The sequence below is a fragment of the Psychrobacter sp. Ps2 genome (assembly GCF_022129405.1).
Classification (GTDB): Bacteria; Pseudomonadota; Gammaproteobacteria; order Pseudomonadales; family Moraxellaceae; genus Psychrobacter.
This window is the reverse complement of the sequence record NZ_JADQAM010000058.1, coordinates 76,291-103,233: the sequence shown is the minus strand read 5'-3', so window position 1 is coordinate 103,233 and position 26,943 is coordinate 76,291. Positions and strand designations below refer to the sequence as shown.

Here is a 26,943-nt window from a genome sequence, read left to right as displayed (position 1 = left end):
TAATCTTATTCGTGGTTCTTAGCTAATGGATATGTATAACGTTTCACATGAAACACAACAACTCACCATGCTATAGAACCATAATGCTTAGACTTAACCAACAAATACGGTGAAGGCTGCTTAGCCAAATCAATTATAAAAAGTTTGCGCTATTTATGGAGATGGTCTGCTGATTTATCAAGCTCTTAAATGACGAAATTAGCAGTTGGCATCGCTGCGGCAAAAGCCAAACGATTCATTAAGGTTACTGCAAAGCTTTTCGTACCTGAGCAGTGCCCAGTCGTGCTAATATTTACCGCCACATCTACGGTCATTTATACTCATATTGATGACGATTGCGACAAGGTATCAAGTCTTATGAAAAAGCTGGTTATTCTATTAATCATCATTGCGGTAGCAGTGTATGCAGGCTCGCCTTATTACAGCGCTTATCAGCTCAAAAACGCTTATGATGATAAAGACGGTGCCACTATCGCAGCGGCTATTGATTATGAGCAAGTGCGACCAAGCGTCCAAAATCAGCTAACCAGCCAATTTGCGACGACAATGACTAAGTATCCATTAATTTCTGAATTGGGTGGTGAGCCGTTGACCGAAGCCGCGAATGGTTTTATCGCGCAGGCAGTTGAAGGGGCCATCACGCCGCAGAATATCGAAAAGGTGATTAATACCCAAGGTCAAGCCAATACAGCAACCAAAGAGCTAGCCGCAGCATGGGCCATCGCTAGCGATCAAGTTGACTTGAAAAACCTAATTCAAAGCTTAATCATTCAGCGCGGTGATGTCGATGCCGTGGTCAAAAGCCAAATACAGCAAGTCATGAAAAAACAAGCGGCAGAACTTGAGCAGCAAGTAGCCCAAGGCAATGACAGTGAAAAGCCAACGCTTAGCTACTGCGGTATTAATTGCTTTAGTATTAGTGGTCAGGTAAAAGGCTACCCTCTCACTATCGAGATGCAGCGTGAAGGGCTTATCAATTGGAAAATCGTTGATATCGTCTTACCATAAATTATTTAAGACAGCTTTTGAGATGCAAAAATGTCTGAATAGAACCATAAAAAACCGCCTTATGAACTGATTCATAAGGCGGTTTTTTTACGTTGTTTAGCAGTCCAATACCTTAAAGTTTTGAATTATTGAAACACTTAACCATACCAGTCGATTATTCAACGCCCAAGAATTCTAGAAATTCTGGACTCTCAAAACTCGCCTGATATAGTACGCCATCTTCACGGTAGATGGCAGGCGTCGCCATCACCGCAAGTCCAGCTGCTTTTTCACGATTGGGTGTCACATGGTCAACTGTACAACTTGCTGATGCAGGTGTCATTTCACCCTGTAGCATTGCCCTGTCAAATGCCTGACGACGACTGTCTGCATCCGCTTGGCACCAGATACCACGCATCTGCTTCGGTGACGCCTCATATATCGGGTAGCCGATGACATTGACTGTCACACCTTTCGCATTGAGTGATGGCACTTGCTGATGTAATCGGCGGCAGTAAGGGCAGTTCACATCATCCGCCACATAGATAACGGCTCTCTCAGTAGTGGTTGCTGGATAAGTAATCAGTTGGCTTTTGTCCAATGACGCAAACACAGACTGGTTTTTGCGTTTGTCAAAGTTCTCATCGAGTCCGATAAATTGACCGTTTTCGATGACTGATATTTCACCATCGGTAATATACTGCGCATCGTCCGATAGTAAAAACGGCACGCCTTCTAGCGTTGCTCCCCAGATAACACCCGGTACTGCGGTATAAAAGAATGGCGTTTTAGCGCTCATGTTCTTAAGCGCAGCCATATTTGCTAGCATGTCAGACTTGACTGAAGCACTGACAGGTTCGCCTACCTGCGCACTCGTGCTACGTACTGGCATTTTAGTGATAACTTGCTTACTCGGATTATTCTGTAGCTCACCCTGAATGACGTAACGACCATCTTCGCTGATGTGCAGCGGCAGTTGTCCGGCCAAATTCACTTGGTACATATTGGGCAGTTTGGATGGCACAATAGAAGTAATCTGTGTTTTGATGCCTGCTTGGGTCAGTACTTGGCGCAACCGCTTATCGACAGTCGCACTCACTGCTTCAGCTGCTTGCGAATTTGTAGTGTTTTGCGTTACGTTATTACTATTAGCATCCGCTGAACTTGGCTGAGCGCAAGCAGTCGTTGCTAATAGTATGACGCTGATCAGGCTAGTGGACTGTAATACAGGTAATGTCACAGAGAGATTCCTATCTGGTTTTTAATAATGGCAGTTTTCAATATTAAGACCAATTCCAAATCTACAACTAACTGAAAGGTAGCAATACATTTTCTGATTAGTCAGATTTTTAGAGTTGGTTTAAGGGTTGTCTGTCATAAAAATATAGATAAAAAAGACTGTAGCATATGGGATAGTTTTGCAAAGCACTTAATGGCTAATGTCGCAAAACTGCTACTTAGCTTTAAGAGATAGGCAACACAGGTAGGTAGTAGACATAAATACAATATAGCAGACCGCAAAAAGCAGCACACTAAGTAGCGGCTGCTAATGGGTTTAAAACGATAGTTTCAAGACAAATACTAATGCCAAAGCTTAATAATTTCAGTGCTCATTGATTAAAACTTGGCAACTTCTTCTGGCGTTAAGAAACGACTGTCGCCTTTTTCTAGCCCTTCTAAATTGATATGACCGATACTGGCGCGGTGCAGTTCTGTGACTCGATTACCAAAGTAGCCCATCATACGTTTGACCTGATGGTATTTGCCCTGCTCTAATGTTAGGCGTGCATGTTTTTCATCAATGAACTCAAGAATAGCAGGCTTGGTTGGCTCATAATCACCTTCAAGCAAGATGCCTTCAGCCACTTTCTTCACGGCTTTTTCTTGTGCATCACTATCCATTGCATCTGCCAAAGTCAGCTCGTACACCTTTGCATGCTCGTGCTTAGGACTGGTGACACGGTGCAGCCAGCCGCCATCATCACTCATCAGCAATGCGCCAGTGGTATCGACATCGAGACGCCCAGCGATACGCAAGCTGCCCAATTCTGGTACAGCAATCAGTTCAGTGACGATTGGATATTCTTTAACTTTTAGCGTGCACTCGAAGCCTTCAGGCTTATACAATAAGATATAGCGATTACCCGCAGCGACCGACAACGGCTCGCCTGCCCACATCACATCATCATTGACCACATCGACATGTAGGCCAGGATCTTTGACTACTTGATCGTTTACGGTGATTTCGCCGGCGTGCATGATCTTTTTTGACTCTTTACGCGACAGCTCGGTGGCTTTACTAATGAATTTATCTAAACGCATACTATTTACTACCATCGGTTTTATTATACCAGCCCTAAATCAGAAATTAACGACGCCAGCACTCAGCCGTGAGCGGCTCATTATCTTCGATGGTTAGAAATGGTACTATAATGAAAAATTAAATGAACACTGTGCCCAATACAAAGCCAGTGAAAGTCAGACCAGTTTAACATATCCAACCTAAGCCTGATGAAATATGAGCTATCAAACGTTAAAACGTGCCGTTACCACGCGACTCGAAATTAAAAAATCTGAGTTTATTGCTTATGCCTATCCGGTGACCTCTCGCGAGCAATCAATGTTTCACGTGGAACAACTTCGCGAGCAATATGCCGATGCACGGCATTTTTGTTGGGCATACATCATCGGTGATCCAGATAATACCACTAGTGCTGGTTTTGATGATGATGGCGAGCCAAGTGGTACGGCAGGCAGGCCAATATTAAATGTCCTTCAGCATAAGTCGATCGGCAATGTGATTATCGTCGTAGTACGTTACTTCGGTGGTATCAAATTGGGTGCTGGCGGTCTCACTCGTGCTTACGCGGGCTCTGCTCAAGCGGCCGTCGACGAGATGATACTAAACCCTTATGTACCGATGACCCAGATTCAGATACTGGCAGAATTTGCGACTGAAGCGCAATGCCGCTATATGATAGAGAGCCTTGGCGGTCATATCGACGATGTTGCCTATAGTAAGCAAGTGACCTTAACCGCCACACTCGCTAAAGCAGATGTCGAAAATTTAAAAGCGCGACTTGCGATGGATGGTCGAGTATTGAACAATTCAGAAGACTAAAAAATTCTGACTAACTACTTATCGGCCGTTTCAGATAGTTCTCTTTTCAATATATTTATTTGTTAGCTTTTTCAGTAACTGTTTCTCGGTTAATAATTTTTAGCAGCTACTTCTCAGTAGCTAATTTCCAGTAGCTGTTTTCAGTAATCATGCGTTCACTGAAAATTATTGGTTTTCACAGGTACTGGCGTTATGATAAAAAACCCTTATCACACTACTCTATTTGCTTTTCCACAATTATTAAATAAGACCAATATATGTCAACTTCAACCAAGCCTTTTTCTCCAGCACCTTTTAAGCCGCCATTTTGGCTGATCAATCCCCATCTACAAAGCATCTTACCCAAGTTTTTTGCGCCAAAGGCACCGACCTACCGCCGTGTGGTCGAAAAAGACTCACTGGACGAGAGCGATATTGCCTATGACTTTTATGATGCGCATCCTGTAGAAGTATCAAAAGATGGCGAGCTTGAGCAAACCCCATTGATTGTACTATTCCACGGTATGGAAGGTAGTAGTGACAGTCATTATGCTCGCGCGCTGGCATATCAAATGCACACGCAAGGCTGGCATTTTGTGGTGGCACATTTCCGCAGTTGCGGTGGTATTCCTGCTAGTGGTACAGTATTTTATAATGCCGGCGACACTGATGAAGTGCATCATGCGCTACAAAATTTGCGTGAGCAGTATGCCAATATCTATGCCGTTGGCGTCTCATTAGGTGGCAATGCACTGGCCAAATACATGGGCGAATATGAGGACAAAGTCCTTTGTAAAGGTGCCGTTGTTATCTCCGCGCCAGTCGATATGTCTTCAGCTGCCATTACTATGCACAGCTTCTTGAGTCATCGTATCTATACGCCTTATCTGCTTAACCCAATTATCAAAAAAGCATTGGCAAACGATCTCACGCAAGATGAGATCAATTCTATCAAAGCTGCCAATCGTATCAGTGATTTCGATGATATCTTTACCGCGCCGCGTCACGGATATCGCTCCAAAAACGACTATTACCATACTGCATCCGCCATGCCGTATTTGCGCAACGTCACTCACCCTCTGCTATTAATCAGTGCAAAAGATGATCCTTTCATTGGCTTTACTGCTACGCCAAATGATGTCTCTGAGAGTGTCACTATCTTAGATACTGAGCATGGTGGACACATCGGTTATCTGAGGTATCGCTCAGACAACGGGCATTCCAAAAGCAAATCGTCTATCACCAATGATAAAGAGTCCAAGACTTCAAAATTCGATATCAACTGGATACCTGAAACGGTCAGCGCTTATTTTAATTGGATTGGTGTGGCTTCTACTAGCGAACCTTCTCAGGATATGGGCTCTGACAATAAATAATCACTGTCATCAATGACAAAATAATAACGCCAACGTTTATAACCTTTTGAGAGTGTTTTATGTACCCATTTATCCGTTATGCTAGCACCATCGCTCATGCTGCTCTAAAAGCAAAAAAGGGCGACACACTGACGTTTAAGGACACCAGTGAGATTCAGTTTCGCTGCCGCTTATCCGATATAGATAATTTTTTGGAGATGAATAACGGCCGCGTATTTACGCTTTATGATTTGGGTCGTATGGACTTTGCGGTACGGACTGGGCTTGGCAAGCAATTGTTAAAACAACGCTGGGGTTTGGTCATCGCTGGCAGCACTATTCAATACCGTAAGCGTATTCGCGCCTTTCAAAAAGTCACGCTCAAGACCAAAATCGTCGGTATTGATGCGCGCTGGTTGTATATAGAGCAATCAATGTGGGTCAAAGGACAGCCTTGCTCATCTGGACTACTGCGTACTGGTGTGACCAAGGGTGGTAGAGTGATCGACACGGCACAAGTACTGGCTGCGTTGGGTCAGTCTGAATGGGATCTACCGCCAACGGGTTACGTGGCTGAGTGGATCAAAAGTGATGCTGATCGTCCGTGGCCGCCTGTCGATACAGCTGACTAACTTAACTTTATAAGCTAGAAATCCATTACTTTTAGCTTATTTAACAGATAGTACAAGCAAGCAACCTTATAGCTACTATTTCATAACAACTCATTATATAAATACATATAATAAATGTTAGGATAGTAGTGAGTACATACTCAGACAGAACAAATATAGTCTTATAAGGAGAATAATATGGCTAATACAACAGATTATGTCGGTACGTTATTTGATAATAGCGAATCAAACCCAAGCAAAATTACTTTAGCGTTTACCATGGCAGGCGTGGCACTGAAAAAAGGCCATTCTGCTACTGTGATATTAATGGTGGATGCCGTGCATCTGGCAAAACCAAACGCGCTAGACAATGTAGATATCGGCGATCCGTTTGAGCCAGCTGGTGAGTTACTAGAAGCCTTTATTGAAAAAGGTGGTCAAGTATTGGTCTGCGGCGCTTGTATGAAACACAACGGTGTAGAAGAGTCAGATATCGACAAGCGCTTTGAAGTAATTAGCGGTGATGATGTGGTTGAGCTACTGATGAATGCGAAAGGGTCGTTGCAGTTGAATTAAAAGATAAGCAAAGTTAGTTGATAAAGTTATGAAATTGGGTCAGTTTTCTCAGTCATCGTTTTGGTGACTTAGATAATTGGCTTTTTTTTGCTTTGATGACTTAGTTTTGTGTTACCTCCGAAATTAATTTGAGTAAATAATTAAGAGAAAATAGAGTCTAGACTTAAGTTGCTTATGCACAAATATTGATGATAGATTAAGGATAACTAATACCTATAGACAATAAAAAATGCAAAGCTACATTGATAGAAAGCTCAAATACGAGATTAAGAATGATGAAGGGACATTCGAAACTATAGTTGTAGAGGACTCACAACTATTAGATATAGCCCATTCTAAACCTGTTGTCATTCTTGCTGATGCAGGTATGGGTAAAACTCTATTAATGGAAAAACTAGCTGAGTCAGGTACTATAAGAACAAGATTTTTAAGTGCTTCAGCGTTAGTTCAAAAATCAATCGAAAGGCTCAACATTCAGTCTGATGAAATTTTGTTAATTGATGCTTTTGATGAGATACCTTCTACTAATGATAGCAGTGGTATTGATAGTGTTTTGAACAAACTTGCCAAGCTAGGCTATCCAAAATTTGTATTAACTTGTCGGAGTATTGAATGGAATAGTAGTAACAATAACGAAATTCAGAATGACTACAAAGGTATATTGACTACCAACTTAACAAATCTATCTAGGGTGTGTCATCAAATAGAACAGTTATTTTAGAATAAGCTATACTCATTGTGTTTCTATAAATCTGAGATTAGCCACTATGACAAGACGACATGCCCTACGTGATGACCAATGGGAGAGAATTAAAGACTTTCTGCCCGGTCAACCAGGTGACGTTGGTGTTACTGCAAAGGATAACCGCTTGTTTGTAGAAGCTGTCCTGTACCGCTATAAGACCGGCATTCCTTGGCGTGACCTACCTGAACGCTTTGGCGACTTTAGAGTGATTCACACTCGTTTTAGTCGCTGGTCAAAAAAAGGCGTATGGGAGCAGGTTTTTAATCAGCTGTCCGAACAATCAGATGATGAATATGCCATGCTAGATGCCACCATTGTTAAAGCCCATCAGCACAGTGCTGGAAAAAAAGGGATCAAGCCATTGGACGTAGCAAAGGTGGACTGACCACTAAGATACATACTCGTACAGATTCGCTAGGCAATCCTACTGGCTTTTATCTAACAGGTGGCGCAGCTCATGACCTATGTGGCTCAGATGAACTGCTTGATGTCAGTATTAGCCAAACTTGGATTGCTGATAGAGCTTACGATGCTGATGCCCGCGTTATTGAACCGATTAAAGCGGTACAAGGCCATGCAGTCATACCATCCAAGTGTCACCGACTGCAGCCAAGAGACTTGGATAAAGAGCTTTATAAAGCGAGGCACCTGATCGAGAATTTTTTTGCCAAGATTAAGCATTATCGTGCGATTGCTACTCGCTATGATAAGTTAGCCAGTCATTTCCTAAGTGCGATTCATCTAGTTTCTTGTGTCATTTGGCTTAATTGATGACATGCCCTAGAGAAGATGCTAAACAGTTCTTATTATCTCAAGGTTTATCTACACAACAAATCTCTCAGCTTATCAGTCAATTAGACGAAAACAGCCTATCCTCTTTTTATGAAAATCCTAGAAATTTAGCCCTATTAGCAGAAATTGACTTTTCAGTTCATCCTATACCTAAAACGAAAGCTAAATTATTTAATTTAGCAACTGAAAGGCTCTGGCAAGAGATAAATCCAGAAGCACAGAATGCACTTGGACGAATGTATCAAGAACAAGTTATTGAGTGTGCAGGTTTATTCTTTGCTACTTATCTATTAGCAGGAAAACAATTTATTTATAAAGGCATGACCTCCACTACACCTGATCATTCAATAAACATCTACTCTTTAACTGACCTTACAAATAGTGAAACATTAGAAGCAACGATACAGTCAAGGTTGTTTCAGTCAGTAGAAGATGACTTATTTAAGCCATGGCATAGAAGCATTGCAGAATATCTGGGTGCTAAGTGGCTAGCAAAAGCAATGTCTAGCCCTATCGTTAAACGTCATATTCTTTCTTATTTAGTGGTAGATAATGGTGTGATTGCTTCGTTGAGAGGTATTTTTGCTTGGTTACCAACCTTTAACCCTAATTTATCTGAAATTGTAATCAAGACTGACCCTTATGGGCTGATAGAGTATGGCGATACTAACTATTTTTCAGATACTGACAGTATTTTATTATTCGATGCTTTAGAAAAGCTAACTATAGAAAACCCTTGGTTTCGTAAAAACAGCTATTGGAAAAAAACGAAAGCCGGAGGGCTGGTTAGCCGTTCACTTCTTAAAAAATATAAAGACATACTAAGCAATAAAGAAGGTAACTTTCATTTCTTAACAACTGTACTTGAAGCACTACAAGATGCTGATTTTATTGAAGAGTTAGCCAACGACTTGTTCTCAATAACTTACGATGACGATTGGTATTATTCTGCTCGATTTGATTCTTTGATGTTACTCCATGATAACAGCTTGATTAACACCTCTGCTAACTTCACTCCTTTAATAGAACAAGGTACTCATTCATCTTTAAGATTAGTTTTCGAGTATGCTAAGAGGTATGGGTTTGGTCTGATAACAGATGAGCAAGTTATTTCATTGATCATGAAATCATATAGTTTCAAGCTTTCTGATTCAAAGCGAGAAGACAATTTTGCACCTCAGAATGGCAGTTATTATTACTTTTCACAATATCCAATTGATAGAATTCCTACACTTTTAAAGAATATTAGAAAAAATATTCTCGCACTAAATATTGACAAATATGACTATAATCATGAATCAGTCAAAGACATTAATGACCTAATAATAACCCTTATACAAAGATATGTTTCTGAGAGTCAACAGGCCATAGATTCACTCATTTTCTATCAAAGCATCTCAATCTTTGATCAGTTCTATACTTCTTCAACAGATAGAGATGCTTATACATTCCTAATGAATTACTTTCAAGAAAATCCAAGGGAAAGAATAAAAATTCAGAGGTATTATTTAGAACAACCAAGTGAGCATTTTAATTTTTATTTGTTTGGCCAAACTATTTTATCTTCACTCATGCCATCTCATAAAGATATAGAAAAATTATTACTATATATTCAATCGGAAAGTGCGACAGAACATAATACTGATAGATGGAAACACCTTATAGATTTATATTGTGGTAGAGACGCTATCTCTAATGAGATTTATCTACTCGCATTACCTTATGCTCAAAGCAACAAGCTTTTAGCATATTTAGATGGTAAGAAGAAACCTATTGTTTTTGAATGGGAAATAAAAAACAGACGTCGCAGTCTGCGGAGGAAACTAGATGAAAAATTACGGTTTCAAAAACTTAGAAACGATTTGTACCCGCATCAAGCAGCACTAGAAGCAGGTGATACTAAATTTTGTAATTTCCCTGCTAGAACCTTGCTGTACAAATATACTGACATTCCTGATGACTTAGAAGTGTTTGATAAAGTTAAATACATATTAAAAGACAGTCTAACGGCCTCTGCTATAAAAGGGTTTGAAGCCAGTCTGCACGGCTCAGTGCCTACCATCCCTGAACTCATACAAAATAAATACCCAATTGAGCCTGTATTGCTAGCTGGTATTTATTGTCGATTATTAAGACATGAGTCTCTTAATGACTTGTCTGATGACATTATTTTAGCTTGCTCTGTTGTCTTAGACTATGACAGCTATCTAGGCTTTAGATTTCATGAGGATAAGCGTCCTAATGTTTGCGAAGCAATCAGGGATGAAATAATATCAAGAGGGTTAAAAAAGACAGTTATTGATGATTTTTTTGTTCCACAGTTTCAAATCGATGGTGCATTAATACAAGGTATACATTGGGTTTACGGCGAAGATGTAGATGAGCTTTCAATCGACACGATTGTTTATTTACTGAATACCTACCCTAAAATGCGCAATGAGACGAAAGATAGATTTATTGACACTCTTATCAATAATGATGCACTAACGAGAATAAATGACTTAATTACTACTAACGTAAAAGCGATAACCAATATTGATGAAAATATCGAGACCAACAGTAGATGGTTATCGCTATTAAGCATTATTGATGACAAAAGCTTCATACATTATCTAAGATGTGCTCAATACCCACAGTCAATATTTTGGCAGCTAAAAGAGAATTATCATGAATCCCGCTTAACCAAGAATCCTAAGATGAGTCTAACGTTAATGTCTTGGATTGCTTATCGTTTTGGCTATCCATTTCCTGATATTGATAGACCTAAAGGCGTAAGCTCTGGAAGTAGGAATGGGTGGCAGGCAAGTGAATTCATCAGTTTTTGCTTATCAGAAATTAGTAATACTACTACCTTTGAGGCTCAAACAGAGCTTAGAAAGCTCAAAAACTGTGTTCATTCAAGTTATACAGTATTCATTACTAACCTGCTAGCAGAACAAGCTAACAATATTAGAGATACCAATTATCAAGCACCAATGCTTACTGACTTACTAAATATATTTCAAAATAGAGCACCTGATAATTGTAAAGATTTAAAATCCTTAATTTTAGAATTGCTTGCCGAAATACAAAGCAAGGTCAAATCCAGTGAACTTGACAGCTATAAAATGTTCTATGAAGATGGCAAAAGTAAAAATCCTAAAAAGCCTCATGGCGAAAACTATTGTAGAGATAGATTAGCTGATTTATTAAAGCCTTATATTGAACCTTATCAGTTTAGATTAGATACTGAAAAAGATATGCCAGATGATAAACGCGCTGATTTAGTATGTAATAGCAGTGAAATGCAGTTGCCTATAGAAGTCAAAGGACAATGGCACGATGATTTATGGACAGCCATGAACGACCAATTAGGTGACTTATATCTCAAAGAGTACCAGTCTCAAGGACAAGGTATTTATTTAATATTTTATTTTGGTGAAAATGTGACTAAGAAACCTAAAGGAAATAGTAAATATAAACCGCAAAATGCTCTGCAACTTCAAGAGTATTTGTCTGTCTGTATTGAAGATAAATACAAACAAGGTATAGATGTATTTGTGATGGATTTATCACTTGAAGATACTTAACTACAAATCCATAGCTAACTATTTTAACTACAAATTTATAGTCAAAAATCATCACCTATTCAGCAACTAAATAAACACTATCTAACACGCGCACTGCCTACCTCTGCTACAGTAAGCCATGCAAACACCTTAATAAAAGGCTACCCATCATGACCTTACTTAATACTCTAAACTTAACCTACCCTATCGTTCAAGCGCCAATGGCAGGAGCAACCACACCTGAACTGGCAGCGATGGTCAGTAACTTTGGTGGACTGGGCTCATTAGGATCTGGCATGACTGCGCCAAATGCTTTGACCAGCCAAATTGATACCATTAAATCGCTCACCGACCGTCCGTTTATGATCAATCTCATGGTATTGTCTGAGCAAGAATCTACAACCTTTGATACCGAAATTCCCGCTTGGCTGAGTCAATACTATCAAAACAATAGTATCGAAATTGCACTACCTGAACGCCCAGCGCAGAGCTTCGCAGAGCAGCTAAAAGTGCTCTATGACAATCCCGTTCCCGTTGCCAGTTTTACCTTTGGCATTATCAGTGCTGAGCAAGTTCAGCGTCTGCAAAGTTTCGGCACACGCGTCATCGGCACCGCCAATCATCCACTAGAAGCGAAAGCATGGAGCGAAATTGGCGCAGATGCGGTATGTGTACAAGGGGTCGAAGCAGGAGGTCATCGTGGTGGTTGGTTACCGCAAAGTGCAAGCGATCCATTGGGATTATTGACTTTGATTGCCCAAACCCGCGCCTGTACTGATATTCCTTTGATTGCAGCAGGTGGCATTATGACTGGACAAGATATCAAAGCAATACAAGCGGCAGGTGCTGAGCTTGCACAAATGGGGACGGCGTTTTTGACCACTGACCAATGCGGTATCAATGATACTTATAAGCAAGCCTTACTCGATGCCAGTCACAGCAGACGCAGCTCAGAGACACGCTTAACTCGATTATTTTCAGGTAAGCTCGCTCGTGGTTTATTAAACGATTATCTGCGTGATTTTGCTCAATTTGAAAGCGCTGATGAGCTACCGCCCTACCCACAATTAAATGCCATGTCCAAATCTATGCGAGCTCATGCCTCTAAAAATATGGATGCAGAACATCAATCTTTATGGGCAGGACAAGGGGTAACTTTGGTCAAACAAGAAAGCACGCTTGAACTGCTTGAGCGACTGATAAAAACGTTATAGGCTTAAATATTTTTATCAGTTCGCACTACTCTAATAAAAAATCTACCGCCGCAGCTGCATGAATAGCTGTGGTATCAAATACAGGTATAGGGCTATCAGCCTGTTTGATAAGTAAACCAATCTCTGTGCAGCCCAAGATCACACCCTCTGCCCCTTGCGCTGCCAAATCTTTAATCACTTGACGATAATACGCTCGTGAGCTGTCTTTAAACTCACCGACACACAGCTCTTTTTTGATAATGCGATGTACTTCTGCTCTTGCCTCATCTTCTGGTATCAATACTTGTAAACCCGCATCAATCAGACGCTGCTTATAGAAATCTTGAGTCATCGTAAACTGAGTACCAAGTAAGGCTATTTTGGTAAGATTTTGTTTTTTGATAGCATCAGTAGTCGCATCAGCGATATGAGTCAACGGCAAGTCTGTGGCGGAGCGCACGTCATCGACCAGTTTGTGCATCGTGTTAGAGGCAATCATGATTCCTTGTACGCCAGCTGCTTGTAGACGCTGAGCACTGTTAGCCATTATTACACCTAGCTCGTCCCATCTGCCTTGCTCCTGTAGCGTATTGATCAACGCAAAATCCACACTATGAATCAACAAATCTGCTGAATGTAGTCCGCCAAGCTGATGCTTGACACCTTCGTTAATCAGACGATAATAGCTCTCGGTACTCTCCCAGCTCATACCACCGATGATTCCTAATGTTTTTTGTTGAGACCATCGTTGTTCTTGAGCTGCCATTTCATGCTCCTATGTGTTTGCTGTGATTGACTTTATCGTAGCAAAATTAACCCAGTTTAGTGCGTTATTTCTTTATACTGTCCTGCTATAAAAAATGTCCTACAGTAAAAGTGGCTATCGTAAAGCAATACTGAATCTAAGCATTTATAATAACCATTTTATTCATCGGTCAGCACGCGATATGATAGTACTCAATGGCAAATCCTAACGGCCACTACCACTATTTATTATATAAAACCGACACTCACTTCATAAGTGAAGTGTCATTAGCACCATTCAGGACACCAAATACTATGACCAACTTTCCCACTATCAGAATACGCATTCGTCGCAAGCTCTATCGCCTTATCTTTACAGGTCTGATGGCGATGATGATGTCGCTTATTATCTCGTCAGCGCTATTATTGGTAAAAGTAGGCTACGTTGATGGCTTTTTTGCAGAATTGATGCATTCTTGGGGATTGGCCTTTATGTTTGCATGGCCAAGTGCGTACATCTGCGCCTATCTAATACAAGAGCATGTACTGAGCAGGATAGAGTTTTATTAAATATTCCTGCGCACTACAGCATATTTCCCAATAATATCGTTGTCTTGAATTTGCCATGATTGTGCAATGTCCTCATCAGTAAGCAACAACGTTACTTAACCAAAAAAGTACTGATAACAATCCGTCAAAGTTGCTACTGTTGTTAGCTGATTGCACGCTTTCTTCAAGTGTCCATCACTGACAGACAATCAAATAACTAGAATACGATTATTAAAAATAAACAAAGGAAATCATCATGCGTAGTGCTATTCATAACAGCTTTGGCAAACCTTCTGACGTATTGAGCGTTGGCGACAGTCCCATGCCGCAGCCTGCTGCCAACGAAGTCCGTATCAAAACCATTCTCTCCCCTATTCATAACCATGACTTGCTAACCGTAAGTGGTCAATACGGCTATAAGCCTGAGATGCCAGCCATCGGTGGTAGTGAAGCGCTAGGTATTATCGATGCCGTGGGCGATGATGTGACAGATCTAAGTGTTGGTCAACGTGTGGCTTGTGCCAGTGTGCACGAGACGTGGGCGGAGTATTTTGTTGCACCTGCCAATATGGTATTTAACATGCCTGATAGTATTGAAGACGAGTTGGCTGCCCAGCTGATTGCGATGCCGTTGTCTGCCCTAATGCTATTAGAGTTCCTAGAAGTAGATAAAGGTCAATGGATTATTCATAACGCGGCAAACGGCGCAGTGGGTAAAACGCTTGCCATGCTAGCAGCAGCGCGCGGCGTGAATACGATTAACCTCGTACGTAGCAAAGACGCGATAGAAGAGCTGACCTCGCTCGGTATCAAAAACAATGTCGTCACCGCTGACGATGACTGGAAAGACCAAGTTCGCGCTATCATTGGTGATGATAAGATCACAGCAGCTGTCGATTCAGTCGGTGGTGAGTCGAGCAACGAGCTACTATCATTACTTGGCAGCAAAGGCACGCTGGTCTCATTTGGTATCATGTCAGGCAAGCCAATGGCACTAGACGCTGGCAGCTTGATCTTTAAGCAAGCGACTGTCAAAGGATTCTGGGGCAGCAAAACCAGCCAAGAAATGGATCTAGACAACAAACAACGCCTGATCACTGAATTGCTAGAACGCGCATCGAATGGCGATTTGAAGCTACCGATCGAAGCTATCTATAGTCTAGATGACATCACAACCGCGGTCTCTGGAAAAGTACAATCAAGTAAAAAAGGCAAAGTTATTCTAAAGCCTTAAGCGATACTCTAATCTTGCATTGATTGTCATTGAAGGCATCATAAATATGAAAAGTCCATTTGTATTACTCGTTAGATAATACTATGGGCTTTTTTATTTTAACCATGCTGTTGTCATGATGATTTCAAAGTAATTAGTTTCATCAGCAGTTACCTATCAACCCAAATAATAATATTTAATAAGGATATAGCTATGTCAAACGATACAACATTCAAAGCCTTAGTTGTCGAAGAAACCAGCGATGGCGAATTCAAAAAAAGCATTCAAGAGCGCAAAGTCAGCGACCTGCCAGAGAACGACCTACTCATCGAAGTACACTACTCGTCATTGAACTTTAAAGATGCAATGTCGGTGTCAGGCAATAAGCGAATCACTAGAGAGTATCCGCATACGCCTGGTATCGATGCAGCGGGCGTGGTCGTTAGTGACAAGTCAGGCACGTTTAGCCCAGGTCAAGAAGTATTGGTATTCGGCTATGATCTTGGTATGAATACCGATGGTGGTCTCGGTCAAATGATCTCTATACCAGCAGATTGGGCGCTGGCGTGCCCAGAGACGCTGACGCTAAAAGAAGCGATGACCTATGGTACCGGCGGCCTAACCGCAGCACTGAGTGTGCAAAAGTTAGAGAAAATGGGTGCAAAACCCAGTGATGGCCCAGTCGCTGTGACTGGTGCAACAGGCGGCGTGGGTACGATCAGTATCGCTATCTTAAAGCAGCTCGGCTATGAGGTGATTGCATTCTCAGGTAAGCCAGAACAAAGCGAGCATCTAAAAGAGCTTGGCGCGAGCGAAGTACGTCATCGCGATACCATCAATGAAATCGGCAATAAACCTGTCGGCCGTGAGCTATGGGCCAACGCCATTGATACCATCGGTGGCGACTACCTTGCCAACTTGCTTAAGCAAACCAAAGCAGGCGGCGCGGTGACGAGCTGTGGTCTAGCAAGCGGCGCTGATTTTTCGATGTCGGTAATACCTTTTATCACCCGCGCTGTGTCGCTATTGGGTATCGACTCGGTCTACATTCCACTGGCTGATAAAGAAGCTATTTGGAAACGTGTCGCCACCGATATGAAACTGGCTAACCTTGAGAGCTATGGCGAAGAGATTACGTTAGAACAAACGCCAGAATACCTAGATCGCTTTATGTCTAGCAAAGTGGTTGGGCGTTATGTGGTGAATGTGAAGGGTTAGGTTTTAAGAGTTAGCATTATAAATAAAAGGCAGCATTTCTTTTGAGGTGCTGCTGTTTTTTGGTTTAGGAAGCTATTTCTATATTCATGTAAATTTTCGCCATTGTTTTCATACTAAGATTTTAGCTAAAACCTAAAAACTTAGCTATTAAGAGCATTATGGAACTTGCAACTATACTATCCATGATTGCTGATGGGTTTGGTCGATATACATTGCTAACATGAGATAGCTTTTCTTTTGATTTTCCAACAAAGATGAATGTATTATTTGTTAGGTCTAACTTTTGTTCTAAGAAATCTTGTAAACACATAAGTATCACTAAACTGTTCAATATCAAAGGATAGTAATAATCTCGATATAAATTGATTAATATGATACGTCTCTCTTCTGATAATTGATTGAAATCATCTACAGTAGATAGCTCATCGCTTATTTTCGAATCTAATTCCAATACAGTTATACCAGCATTCTCTTCTAAATTTGGAATACTGTCGGACTCAGTTGTTGCAATACTGTTGAAAGGAAAATTCTCCAATCTAGATAAAGCTTTAAAAGACTCAAGAACGCTAAACTGGCCAAACTGTTGAAAGACGACTGCCTGTTTAACTGTAAGGGAGTCAGCAATACTCAGTGGAAATAAATCTTTATATCGACTTGCAATGTCTAGTTGTTCATACATTAAATTAGGAAAACGCGTGGCGATATTAGCATCACTTAGTATTTTTTCTATATTACCTCGTTCATATATCGAAGAAATAGATTGCGAAGCTATACCATTACGCTGTGCAGTCAAAAGGGCTGAATCAACTAAACCTAAAGGTATTGCAATCGTAGACATAATATCATCGCAAGCACTCAATCTTTTTGTCACTTCTAGACCTAAAGACTGAAAGTCTACTACTTTTTCAGCTTGTAGCTGAGAAAATCTTACTGCTATGCTTTGATTTTCAAAGCTGGAAAAATCTAAACCTGACTGTTGAAATGCTTTTCTAGCAATTTCTCCAACACTAGAAGTCGATCTTATATATTCATATTGACTAGCTACTGCCAACATATTTAATGAGTTTTTAGCTTTGTATAGAGGGTCTATCTGTTTTTGGATTTCATTAAAACTTTGCATTATTGACGGTTCAATCACATCCTCAAGCTGTTTCTTATCCATTTACGTATATCCTTTTTTCAGCTAACTATGAAAAACCATTAAAAGTAATTAGTATTTGAGGACTATTAATTACTTAATCAACTAAATTTCAGTTTTAAATATTCAAACCAAAAAAAGCACCCAACTAAGTTGAGTGCTTTTTTATTACTATATTGAACTAATCAGATTTTTGGCTTGATGCTATTCCCACTCAATCGTTGCAGGTGGCTTGCTCGAAACATCATAAGTCACGCGTGATACTTCAGCGATTTCATTCATAATGCGGTTCGATACAGTCTCGATCAAATCATACGGCAGATGTGCAAAGCGAGCCGTCATAAAGTCTACGGTTTCCACCGCACGTAGCGCGATTACCCATGCATAGCGGCGGCCATCGCCGACCACACCGACAGATTTGATTGGTTGGAATACCGCAAATGCTTGTGCCGTCTTGTCATACCAGCCTGAGCGCTCAAGCTCTTGCATAAAGATAGCATCTGCCAAACGTAGGATATCAGCATATTCTTTTTTGACTTCGCCAAGGATACGCACGCCCAAACCTGGACCTGGGAACGGATGACGATAGATCATTTTGGCTGGCAACCCTAGCGTAATACCAAGCTTGCGCACTTCGTCTTTGAACAAATCACGTAACGGCTCAATCAGTTTAAATGCCAAATCATCTGGCAAACCGCCTACGTTATGGTGGCTCTTAATCACGTGTGCTTTGCCTTGATGTGATTTAGCAGATTCGATAACGTCTGGGTAGATCGTACCCTGTGCCAAGAACTCAACGACTTTTCCATCGCTCTGCTCACTCACTTGACGCGCGCTATCAGCGAATACGTCGATGAAGGTTTTGCCGATAATTTTACGTTTTTTCTCTGGATCAGACTCGCCTGCTAGCGCATCTAAGAACAAATCTTCGGCATCGACACGGATGACTTTTACACCCATATTTTCTGCAAAGATTTGCATCACTTGATCGCCTTCGTGCAGACGCAATAGACCGTTATCGACGAACACACAAGTCAGCTGATCGCCGATTGCTTTGTGCAATAGCGCGGCAACGACTGAACTATCGACACCGCCCGATAAACCTAGCAATACTTGCTTATCACCGATTTGCTCTTTTAACTGTGCGATACGCATATCAGCGATATTGTCTGGCGTCCACTCACCTGCACATTCGCAGATTTGATGCACGAAACGGCCAAGCAGCTCTTGACCTTGTAGCGTATGCGTCACTTCTGGGTGGAACTGTAGGCCGTAGTATTGCTTGTCATCATTGGCCATAATGGCAATCGGGCAGCTTGGTGTGCTGGCGATGATATCAAAGCCTTGCGGCGCTTCGATGACCTTGTCACCATGGCTCATCCAAACGTTTAGCTTGGCAGCCGCGCCGTCAGTCTTGCTGTCTTCGATACCGTCAGTCAGCTGCGAGTGACCATTTACTTCGATGGTCGCCGCACCAAACTCATGAATATCACTGGCATGAACCTGCCCGCCAAAACGATCTGCCATCGCTTGCATACCGTAGCAAATACCCAATACAGGCACGCCTAGGTCAAACACCGCGTCATTGATACGCGGGCTGTTATCTGCATGGACGCTCTCAGGGCCACCCGATAAGATGACGCCTTTTGCGCCAAAATCGATGATACGCTGAGTGTCGATGTCATAAGGGAACATCTCACAAAATACCCCAGAATCGCGCACACGGCGGGCGATTAACTGACTGTATTGCGAGCCAAAATCGAGGATTAAGATGCGATCTTCTTTGATTGCAGGAGTGGCAGCAGCAGTGGTCATAAATCGATATCCATCAATAGATAAATTGGTGCCCTATTTTAACAAGTTTACGCACTCTATTGGCTATTAGATGATGAATTATTCGCGATTATTATTAGGGCGTACCTTCAATTCACTCGATAGTCGTCTAAATAGGCTAAAAATAAGAACAGAAGAGACAGTAAGCCCAATCATAAGCCCAGTGACAAACAGACTATCTGCCTCTCCATTTAGCAAGGACCCGTACTACTTACTGCACTTACTACGTAGCATCACCCAACGCTGCATGCATACGAGTCAACCCTTCTAATAGCAATGCTCTAGGACATGCAACATTAATCCGCATTTTAAGATGCCCTTCCTCACCATATTTGAACCCCGCACTCAACTCAACCTTGGCAGCGCGAAGGGTGTCATACAGTGCTTGATCGTCTTCAGCATACGCTGAGCAATCTACCCAAATTAAATACGAGGCTTCTGGACGCATGACCTTAATCTTCGGCAGATGCGCTTCTAAAAACTGCACCGTCAAATCAATATTGGCGTCGATATAAGCAAGCGCCCGCGCCAACCACTCACCACCTTGCTCATAAGCCACACGCATGGCTGTATACGCAAATAGGTTCAGCTCGTACTCATCATTTAAGTGCTGCTGCTGGCTAATTTTTTTAACTAATGCCTCGTCTGTTACAAATATCATAGAGCCTTTGATACCTGCGATATTAAAGGTTTTGGTCATTGAGGTCAGGCTGACGACGTTGTGCTCATAGCCTTTTGCCAGCGTCAGAAACGGCGTAAACGTGTGACCAGTCAAGGTCAAATCCTGATGAATCTCATCACTAACAATCGCCACATTATGCTTTTTGCAAATGGCAAGTAGCGCTTTTAGTTCGTCCCTCGTCCATACACGCCCGCCAGGATTGTGTGGATTGCACAGTAGATAAAGCTTAACCTCATGCTTGATGATTTTGGCTTCGATATCAGCCAAATCTAGATGATATTTACCTTCGACTTCCTTTAATGCAGAGAGCACAAGCTTGCGACCATTTTGCTCAACCTTAGTCATAAAAGGCGTATAGATAGGATCGTTGACCATTACCGCCTCACCTACCTTGGTAAAGACATTCATCATCAGCGCTAGGCTTGGCACGACACCCGGGGAAAATAAGATATTCTGCTTCTCTAACCGCAAGTCATAACGCTTACCATGCCAGTTAATAATCGAGTTATATAAAGCGTCAGTAGGTTTGGTATAACCCAAGATGCCATGCTGCATGACTTGCTCAACCGCACTTAATATCGGTGCGGCAGCCTTAAAATCCATATCTGCTACCCATAGCGCAATCGTGTCATCGCTATAGTGCCACTTGAGTGAGCCGGTGTCGCGTCTGTCGATTATTTCATCAAAGTTGTACGACATTGGCACTCTCCTAAAGTAAAAAAAATAATGGTTTAGGGTACAACATGAATGCCATAGCCGCCAATCGCTTTATGGTGGTTGTATCGATACGCGATGTGGGTAAAGTGTGATTGAGGCGGTGAAATACTAAAAAGGTGGGTTAACGGTTGGGTTGGCGTTGAGGGAAATAGTAGCCAATCCTGCCATCCGCTATTATCTGCTTATCTAGGCGTGGCGCGGCCACGGTTTGGGGTATTCCTGTTTAGTCACGAGACTGCCCCAAAACCTAGCCTTCGCAACACGCCTATTCAAGCAGGATAGCCGCTACTGTCAGGGCTCAACCACGCTTCAAGGCAACCTCTATAGAAAAACTAAGGTTATGTTTAATCAAAAATGAAATTTTCAATATCATCTAGAGAGTCATTTCTATTAGTCAGAATCAAGCTCTTAATATATTCAATTAACTCAAAACTCCACTCTCCATAACGCGAACTACCCATACGACAAACTAAATTTTTCTCAAAATCGTTCAACTCTTCAAGGATTATAGACGGCTTATCGTTTAAGACTAATTCAAAAAAATCTGTTTCTTCATAAGTAAAATCATGAGAGTGATATTTGTTATTCAAATAAATAATTTGACTGTGACAATCATATTTTTGGATTAGATAGTAGAGAAAATTAGAGTTTTCATTATGTATGAACCCTATTTCCTTTTTTCCTCTATCTTTGACCTCTTCAATTCGGTTAAAGAACGCTGATATTAACGTTATTTTACGATTTGTAGTTGTAATATCGACTGGTTTTAATTCTAAAATTTTGTTAATTTTTGGAAGTATCCACTTGTCTTCTATTATGTCTTTATTCATAGAAAATGCCATATCAACAACATTGTCTGAATAATATCGTCCACATACACGTTCAAAAACTTGTTCTTTAACTGCATGATTTACTATGTAATATGCAGTAAAATATTCTTGAAATGAACGATGGGTAAAGCAATAATTTAAGCCGTCTCTCATTAATAAAGGCACATTATTTAATAGCTCTAACTTTAAATCCTTGTCAATAACCTCAGATTTTGAATGTACTAAACATTTTTTCAAAAATGTATGGATTTCATCCTCTGTCATATCAAACATTTGTTTACTATATGTAAATAAGCTAAACAGAGCAAATATATCTCTTAACTCGTACATATCTAAATTGGTTGAACTTTTTCTTAGAAAACCCTGTTTCGATACGTCATGTTTATTAAATAGTGCGTGATAAGCAAGATCATAAAATATATAGACTCTGTCAGGTATATCGCCAAACTGCTCATATGTCACTAACATAATTGTGAGTAGCAAAGGATTACTAGAAAAACTTTCATGCTTACTAAAAAGTGTAGTCTCTAACGCTAGTATGAACCTCGCTCTTACCTCGCTATCGTAATCTAATTTCTTTATCACATCTACTGCTTGAGATAAGATCAGAGGTTGAATACGAGCGACGTCATACAGCGACCAATCAGAGAATAAATTGTATTCTGGTCTTGATGAAACCACGATAATAAGATTTGGATATTTATCTGCTAAACTATTAATTTCTTTCGTGAATTTGTCTTTTAAATCATGGTTCACTTCATCAAAACCATCTAAAAAAACTATCGTTCCATCTCTATCAAGTAAGTAATTTAAATTGGCTTTATCAAATTTTTCATTATATATCGCTATATCAGTCCTAAGTGTTTCGAAAATAGAATCATTAGTCTCATTCACCTTTCTAAGTTCTAGAAATAGAGGTAATAGATCACTTCTGTCTTTTATTACACTTATAAACATACTCTTTAAAAGACAGGATTTCCCTGAACCTGCTGTAGCACTCACTACCATTTTCTTATGTTGTAAGAGTGATTCGAAGAAACTTTCCTGTGAGTACAGCTTATTGCCTAATGAAATATATTGTGCAACATAAATATCATTAAGTTCAACAACTTGCGAAGAGAAAAATGCCATTTTCACTTTAGATAGATTGACCAACTTAGCTTTTAAGTAGTCACTCAAAGCAAAGTTGTATTTGGTAGCAAATTTTTGATAGTCTTTACCAACAAAATTAGTAATAAACTGACCGACTTCTACTACAACATCTCTAATCTCTTTGACGCTTCCTGTCGTTTCCATACCCATATTAAGCGACCTATGCCAACTCTAATTAATTACCAAAACGTGGTTATACTTCTTAAGATTTACTATTATAGAATCTAATTCTAACGCCCCTTAAACTCAGCCTCACGTCTCTCAACCATCGCCATTACACCCTCTTTCGCATCTTCTGAATGAAACAGCGGTGGTAGATAGCTATGGATATTAGCCAATGCAGTCGCTGCGCCATTACGGCTAGCATCTTGCGCTGACGACAATGCGCCTCTGACACCTAAAGGTGCAGCTTTACAGATCTCTTGGGCAAGCGTTAATGCACGCTCATACTCAGTCCCATTTGCCACCACTTCACTGACCAAATTCAGTCTATCTGCCGTTTGCGCATCGAATGCTTTACCAGTAAGCAGATATGGCATGGCTTTTTGCCAGCCTGCCGCTGCGACAAAGCGTACCGTTGCCCCGCCAAATGGCATGATACCGCGCTGGACTTCCATTTGAGCAAAGTTGCAGTTATCACTAGCGATGACCACATCACTATTTAGCATCAGCTCGATAGCCACAGTGAAGCAAGTACCTTTTACCGCGACGACCACTGGTTTGGTACGCAGTTTTCCACTGATACCCCATGGGTCGATTTGTTCGTCATTAAACTCAAACACGCCATCGTTTAGCTTGTCTTGTAGCTCTACCAAATCTAGCCCAGCAGTGAAGTGATCTCCATGGGCAAATATTAATGCACAGCGTAAGTTGTCGTCTTGCTCGTAGCGAGTCATGGCGTCAGACAGTTGGGCAATCATATGACTGTCAAAGGCGTTGCGTTTGTTGGCACGGTTTAGCCCGACAAGGCAAACATGGCCTTGTGTGTTATAAGTGATGCGGTTCTCTGTGGCGTTACTATCCGTAGTCATGGTTCCATCCTTGTTAAAGTAATCATTGGCATATAATGAGTGGTTATATAGTCGAATCTCAATAATTTATCGGTAGAGATTGAGTGAGAAGTCACCTTTAATATAGACACCCTTGTTCTATAACACAAGCAATAGAGATGACTCGCATAGTGCAAAAATCGATAAAAGTTGACCTCATTTACGATAAGTGCAACTATGTTGCAGGTCTAAATATGGTTAAGAGTATTTTATGGAATTTTGGCACGGTTTTTTACTCATCACTAGCGTACATCTATTGGCTGCGGCCTCACCTGGCCCTGATTTTGTCTTAGTCTCGCAGCAGACATTAGCAAAAGGCCGACGCACAGGTTTGATTTGTAGTCTCGGTATTACCTTGGGTCTTGCCGTCCATATTATCTATTCTGTATTAGGACTGGCGACTGTCATTGCTCATTCGCAGCCATTATTGACTACTATTAAATGGTTGGGGGGCGGCTATCTGATTTACTTAGGTTGGCAAGGTATCCAAGCTAAGCCTAAAAAACCAGCAGATTTAGACACAGCTCACCTTTTAGAAAAAACACATCCTTTAGAAAAAGCAGATTCACAAGTAGGTTCAAGTGCTCACGTTTCGCAAGATTCGCTTACTAGCCAGACCACACCTACAACCAAAGAAACCTCTATCAAAAAATCGCCTAGCAATAACGAATCAACGTTTGCCACCATGCGCCGTGGCTTTTTTTGTAATGTATTCAATCCAAAAGCGCCCGTGTATTTTGTGGCGATATTCACACTCGTATTATCACCTGACATACCGCTGTGGCAATTGGCTATTTATGGCGTATGGATGATGGTCTTACAGATGGCTTGGTTTAGTACCGTCGTGATGCTGCTTTCTATCCCTGCGATTCATCGCCGCTTTCAGCGTTTTGAACATTGGATAGACCGCGTATTGGGTACAGCGATGATAGTATTGGGACTTAACTTGATATTACGTCACCGATAAGCGACCGATAAAGCGCGGATAAACAATTAGCAACCTGCGAAATCTGCTACACTGGTTACTTATATCCATATATCGTAGCCTGACATTATGACAAGTAAGCCCATGACCCGTAACCCTGCAAATAGTAAACACAGAAACAGATCTCCTGCGACCGCAAAGAAACTCGGTCAGCTGCACCCACGTAACCCGCACCAAGGTCGTTATGACTTTGCCGTACTGACTCGAGCTTTACCTGAGCTTGCTGACCATACTATTACCAACCCTAAAGGTGAGTCGACGATTAACTTCTCGGATCATCAGGCTGTTCGCGTGCTAAATAAAGCACTGTTGGCGAATTATTACGGGGTTAAGTTTTGGGACATTCCTGAAGGCTATCTATGCCCGCCTATTCCTGGACGTGCCGATTATATTCACTATATTGCGGACTTATTGGCGCAAACTACTCACGTAAATGCCGATAACACACCGCCAACGGGTAAAGAGATTCATGCCCTTGATATCGGTACTGGTGCCAGTGCTATCTATCCTATCGTTGGTAGTCAGAGCTATGGCTGGCGCTTTACAGCAAGTGACATTGACCCTATCTCGGTCAATACCGCAGCGCTAATTTGTGAAGCCAATCCAAAGCTAAAGAGTGCTGTTAAAGTAAAGCTACAGCCTGAGCCTAAATTTATCTTTAAAAACATCATTGGTCGTCAAGACTATTTTGATGTCGTGGTTTGTAACCCTCCGTTTCATGCTTCATTAGAAGAAGCGATGGAAGCCAATAGCCGAAAGCAACATAACTTGCAGCGCCATCGTGGTAAGAATGAAAGCGAGCAAATCAGCCGTAGTTCAACCAAATCAGGCAACGCTGCACAAAACTTAAACTTCGGCGGTCAGCACAAAGAGCTATGGAGTGAAGGTGGCGAGATTGCCTTCTTAACCAAAATGGCTAAAGAAAGCCAGAGCTTTGCAGAACACGTTGGTTGGTTCACTACCTTAGTGTCGAAATCTGAAAACGTTAAGCCATTGCAATTATTATTAAAGCAGCTAAACGTCGCTCAAATGCGTATCATCGAGATGAGCCAAGGTCAAAAAAGCACTCGCGTACTAGCTTGGCGCTTTGACAGTGACGAAGAGTAACCACTAAGCAAAACTACTAACTTGAGTTTCACGTGAAACAAAAAAGCACCGTTTTGATATTCAAAGCGGTGCTTTTTTATGAGTACTCAGTAAGAATCTAAATAAATTAGCTAAAAAACATCACTTTTAGACCAATCGCAATAAGCACCAATCCACCTAATGCTTCAGCTTTATCCTCTAGCCATGTGCCTGAGCGACGTCCCAAATAGACCCCGAGCCAGCCAAATATAGCAGTTACTACAGCGATAATTAAGCAAGCTAACCACGCATTCAGTGCCAATAAATTCAGCGTAAACCCTGCCGCCATTGCATCAATACTAGTTGCAACCGCTAACGTAAACATAGTGCGGTGATTGATATGTCCATGCTTACTCGTGGCTGTTACTGTATCACTATCAGTGTTAATAGCATCATCATTGACGTCCAGATCATCACTGTCATCATCTGACTCATCAGCAGTAAACACTTCATAAAGCATTTTGCTACCTAGAGCAATCAATATAGTGCCGCCAATCCAAGGTGCAGCAGCGGCCAACCAACCCAACATTGCCGCACCTAATAAGTATCCAATAAGAGGCATGACACCCTGGGCTATACCAAAGTAAAGCGCAGCATAGATAGCCAAGCGCAGTACATATTGATGACTATATTTTTGAGCCTTAGCACCCAACCCTATTGACACTGCAAACGCATCCATTGCTAAAGCAATAGCGAGTAAAATTACTTCAACCATTTGATTCCCACAAATTATAATTATTAGGTAATAGAAACGCTAACAAATGAGTTTCACGTGAAACAAAAATACCGCCTTGAATATCA

At 41.3% G+C, this 26,943-nt stretch carries 22 protein-coding genes and 1 pseudogene; 14 read left to right on the top strand and 9 right to left on the bottom strand.

Annotation, left to right across the window (positions count from 1 at the left end; genetic code table 11):
- The first annotated feature begins 189 nt into the window (after positions 1-189).
- The gene (locus I3254_RS09795) at positions 190-1,008 is read left to right on the top strand and encodes a DUF2939 domain-containing protein (RefSeq protein WP_238052728.1); all 819 of its coding nucleotides are present in this window, start codon (positions 190-192) and stop codon (positions 1,006-1,008) included.
- Between the two features lie 154 nt (positions 1,009-1,162).
- Here the strand turns inward: I3254_RS09795 and I3254_RS09790 are convergent, their stop codons facing one another.
- Together I3254_RS09790 and I3254_RS09785 are read right to left on the bottom strand one after the other, a co-directional pair.
- Positions 1,163-2,227: a disulfide isomerase DsbC N-terminal domain-containing protein gene (locus I3254_RS09790; RefSeq protein WP_238052727.1), complete on the bottom strand. Its 1,065-nt coding sequence runs from the start codon at positions 2,225-2,227 to the stop codon at positions 1,163-1,165.
- Between the two features lie 377 nt (positions 2,228-2,604).
- The gene (locus I3254_RS09785) at positions 2,605-3,309 is read right to left on the bottom strand and encodes a 16S rRNA pseudouridine(516) synthase (RefSeq protein ID WP_102091327.1); all 705 of its coding nucleotides are present in this window, start codon (positions 3,307-3,309) and stop codon (positions 2,605-2,607) included.
- A 196-nt stretch (positions 3,310-3,505) separates the two neighbouring features.
- Between I3254_RS09785 and I3254_RS09780 the strand changes: the two genes are divergently transcribed.
- From I3254_RS09780 to I3254_RS09745, 8 genes and pseudogenes are all read left to right on the top strand, one after another.
- Positions 3,506-4,108, top strand: a complete 603-nt coding sequence (locus I3254_RS09780; protein WP_238052726.1) for a YigZ family protein — start codon at positions 3,506-3,508, stop codon at positions 4,106-4,108.
- Positions 4,109-4,365: 257 nt separating this feature from the next.
- Entirely contained in the window at positions 4,366-5,463 is a 1,098-nt protein-coding gene (locus I3254_RS09775; RefSeq protein ID WP_238052725.1) for an alpha/beta fold hydrolase, read from the top strand.
- Positions 5,464-5,522: 59 nt separating this feature from the next.
- Positions 5,523-6,074, top strand: a complete 552-nt coding sequence (locus I3254_RS09770; RefSeq protein ID WP_201606242.1) for an acyl-CoA thioesterase — start codon at positions 5,523-5,525, stop codon at positions 6,072-6,074.
- Between the two features lie 177 nt (positions 6,075-6,251).
- Entirely contained in the window at positions 6,252-6,629 is a 378-nt protein-coding gene (locus I3254_RS09765) for a DsrE family protein (RefSeq protein WP_102078217.1), read from the top strand.
- A gap of 229 nt (positions 6,630-6,858) precedes the next feature.
- The gene (locus tag I3254_RS09760; protein WP_238052724.1) at positions 6,859-7,350 is read left to right on the top strand and encodes an ATP-binding protein; all 492 of its coding nucleotides are present in this window, start codon (positions 6,859-6,861) and stop codon (positions 7,348-7,350) included.
- A gap of 46 nt (positions 7,351-7,396) precedes the next feature.
- Positions 7,397-8,145 (top strand): annotated as a pseudogene (locus tag I3254_RS09755) (IS5 family transposase).
- A complete protein-coding gene (locus I3254_RS09750) occupies positions 8,145-11,735 on the top strand; it encodes a hypothetical protein (protein ID WP_238052723.1) in 3,591 nt (1,196 codons plus the stop codon). The pseudogene I3254_RS09755 and the gene I3254_RS09750 overlap by 1 nt, the downstream one beginning before the upstream one ends.
- 149 nt (positions 11,736-11,884) lie before the next feature.
- Positions 11,885-12,928 (top strand): nitronate monooxygenase, encoded by a 1,044-nt coding sequence (locus I3254_RS09745; protein ID WP_238052722.1) that lies wholly within the window; start codon positions 11,885-11,887, stop codon positions 12,926-12,928.
- Positions 12,929-12,953: 25 nt separating this feature from the next.
- On the opposite strand, the gene I3254_RS09740 is transcribed toward I3254_RS09745, so the two are convergent.
- The gene (locus I3254_RS09740; protein WP_238052721.1) at positions 12,954-13,673 is read right to left on the bottom strand and encodes an aspartate/glutamate racemase family protein; all 720 of its coding nucleotides are present in this window, start codon (positions 13,671-13,673) and stop codon (positions 12,954-12,956) included.
- A gap of 293 nt (positions 13,674-13,966) precedes the next feature.
- On the opposite strand from I3254_RS09740, the gene I3254_RS09735 reads away from it, so the two are divergent.
- From I3254_RS09735 to I3254_RS09725, 3 genes are all read left to right on the top strand, one after another.
- Entirely contained in the window at positions 13,967-14,221 is a 255-nt protein-coding gene (locus I3254_RS09735; RefSeq protein WP_179798547.1) for a DUF2798 domain-containing protein, read from the top strand.
- A 235-nt stretch (positions 14,222-14,456) separates the two neighbouring features.
- The gene (locus I3254_RS09730; protein WP_238052720.1) at positions 14,457-15,434 is read left to right on the top strand and encodes a zinc-binding dehydrogenase; all 978 of its coding nucleotides are present in this window, start codon (positions 14,457-14,459) and stop codon (positions 15,432-15,434) included.
- A gap of 192 nt (positions 15,435-15,626) precedes the next feature.
- Complete coding sequence (locus I3254_RS09725) at positions 15,627-16,631, top strand: oxidoreductase (protein ID WP_238052719.1); 1,005 nt, start codon at positions 15,627-15,629, stop codon at positions 16,629-16,631.
- Positions 16,632-16,752: 121 nt separating this feature from the next.
- Here I3254_RS09725 and I3254_RS09720 read toward each other — a convergent pair whose 3' ends face one another.
- The 5 genes from I3254_RS09720 to I3254_RS09700 form a co-directional block, all read right to left on the bottom strand.
- Positions 16,753-17,793 carry a hypothetical protein gene (locus I3254_RS09720; protein ID WP_238052718.1) on the bottom strand — a complete coding sequence of 347 codons (1,041 nt, stop codon included), beginning with the start codon at positions 17,791-17,793 and terminating at the stop codon, positions 16,753-16,755.
- Positions 17,794-17,973: 180 nt separating this feature from the next.
- On the bottom strand, positions 17,974-19,584 hold the full coding sequence (guaA, locus tag I3254_RS09715; RefSeq protein WP_238052717.1) for a glutamine-hydrolyzing GMP synthase: 1,611 nt from the start codon (positions 19,582-19,584) through the stop codon (positions 17,974-17,976).
- A gap of 241 nt (positions 19,585-19,825) precedes the next feature.
- A complete protein-coding gene (locus I3254_RS09710) occupies positions 19,826-20,983 on the bottom strand; it encodes a MalY/PatB family protein (protein ID WP_238052716.1) in 1,158 nt (385 codons plus the stop codon).
- Between the two features lie 362 nt (positions 20,984-21,345).
- The gene (locus I3254_RS09705; RefSeq protein ID WP_238052715.1) at positions 21,346-23,133 is read right to left on the bottom strand and encodes a hypothetical protein; all 1,788 of its coding nucleotides are present in this window, start codon (positions 23,131-23,133) and stop codon (positions 21,346-21,348) included.
- 80 nt (positions 23,134-23,213) lie between these two features.
- Positions 23,214-24,014, bottom strand: coding sequence for a crotonase/enoyl-CoA hydratase family protein (locus I3254_RS09700; protein WP_201580433.1), 801 nt, complete (start codon positions 24,012-24,014; stop codon positions 23,214-23,216).
- Between the two features lie 229 nt (positions 24,015-24,243).
- Here I3254_RS09700 and I3254_RS09695 point away from each other — a divergent pair, with 229 nt between their 5' ends.
- Both I3254_RS09695 and rlmF read left to right on the top strand, forming a co-directional pair.
- Positions 24,244-24,999, top strand: coding sequence for a LysE family transporter (locus tag I3254_RS09695; RefSeq protein ID WP_238052714.1), 756 nt, complete (start codon positions 24,244-24,246; stop codon positions 24,997-24,999).
- Positions 25,000-25,086: 87 nt separating this feature from the next.
- The gene (rlmF, locus tag I3254_RS09690; RefSeq protein WP_102094836.1) at positions 25,087-26,124 is read left to right on the top strand and encodes a 23S rRNA (adenine(1618)-N(6))-methyltransferase RlmF; all 1,038 of its coding nucleotides are present in this window, start codon (positions 25,087-25,089) and stop codon (positions 26,122-26,124) included.
- Positions 26,125-26,230: 106 nt separating this feature from the next.
- Here the strand turns inward: rlmF and I3254_RS09685 are convergent, their stop codons facing one another.
- A complete protein-coding gene (locus I3254_RS09685) occupies positions 26,231-26,857 on the bottom strand; it encodes a manganese efflux pump MntP family protein (protein ID WP_238052713.1) in 627 nt (208 codons plus the stop codon).
- Positions 26,858-26,943: the final 86 nt, after the last annotated feature.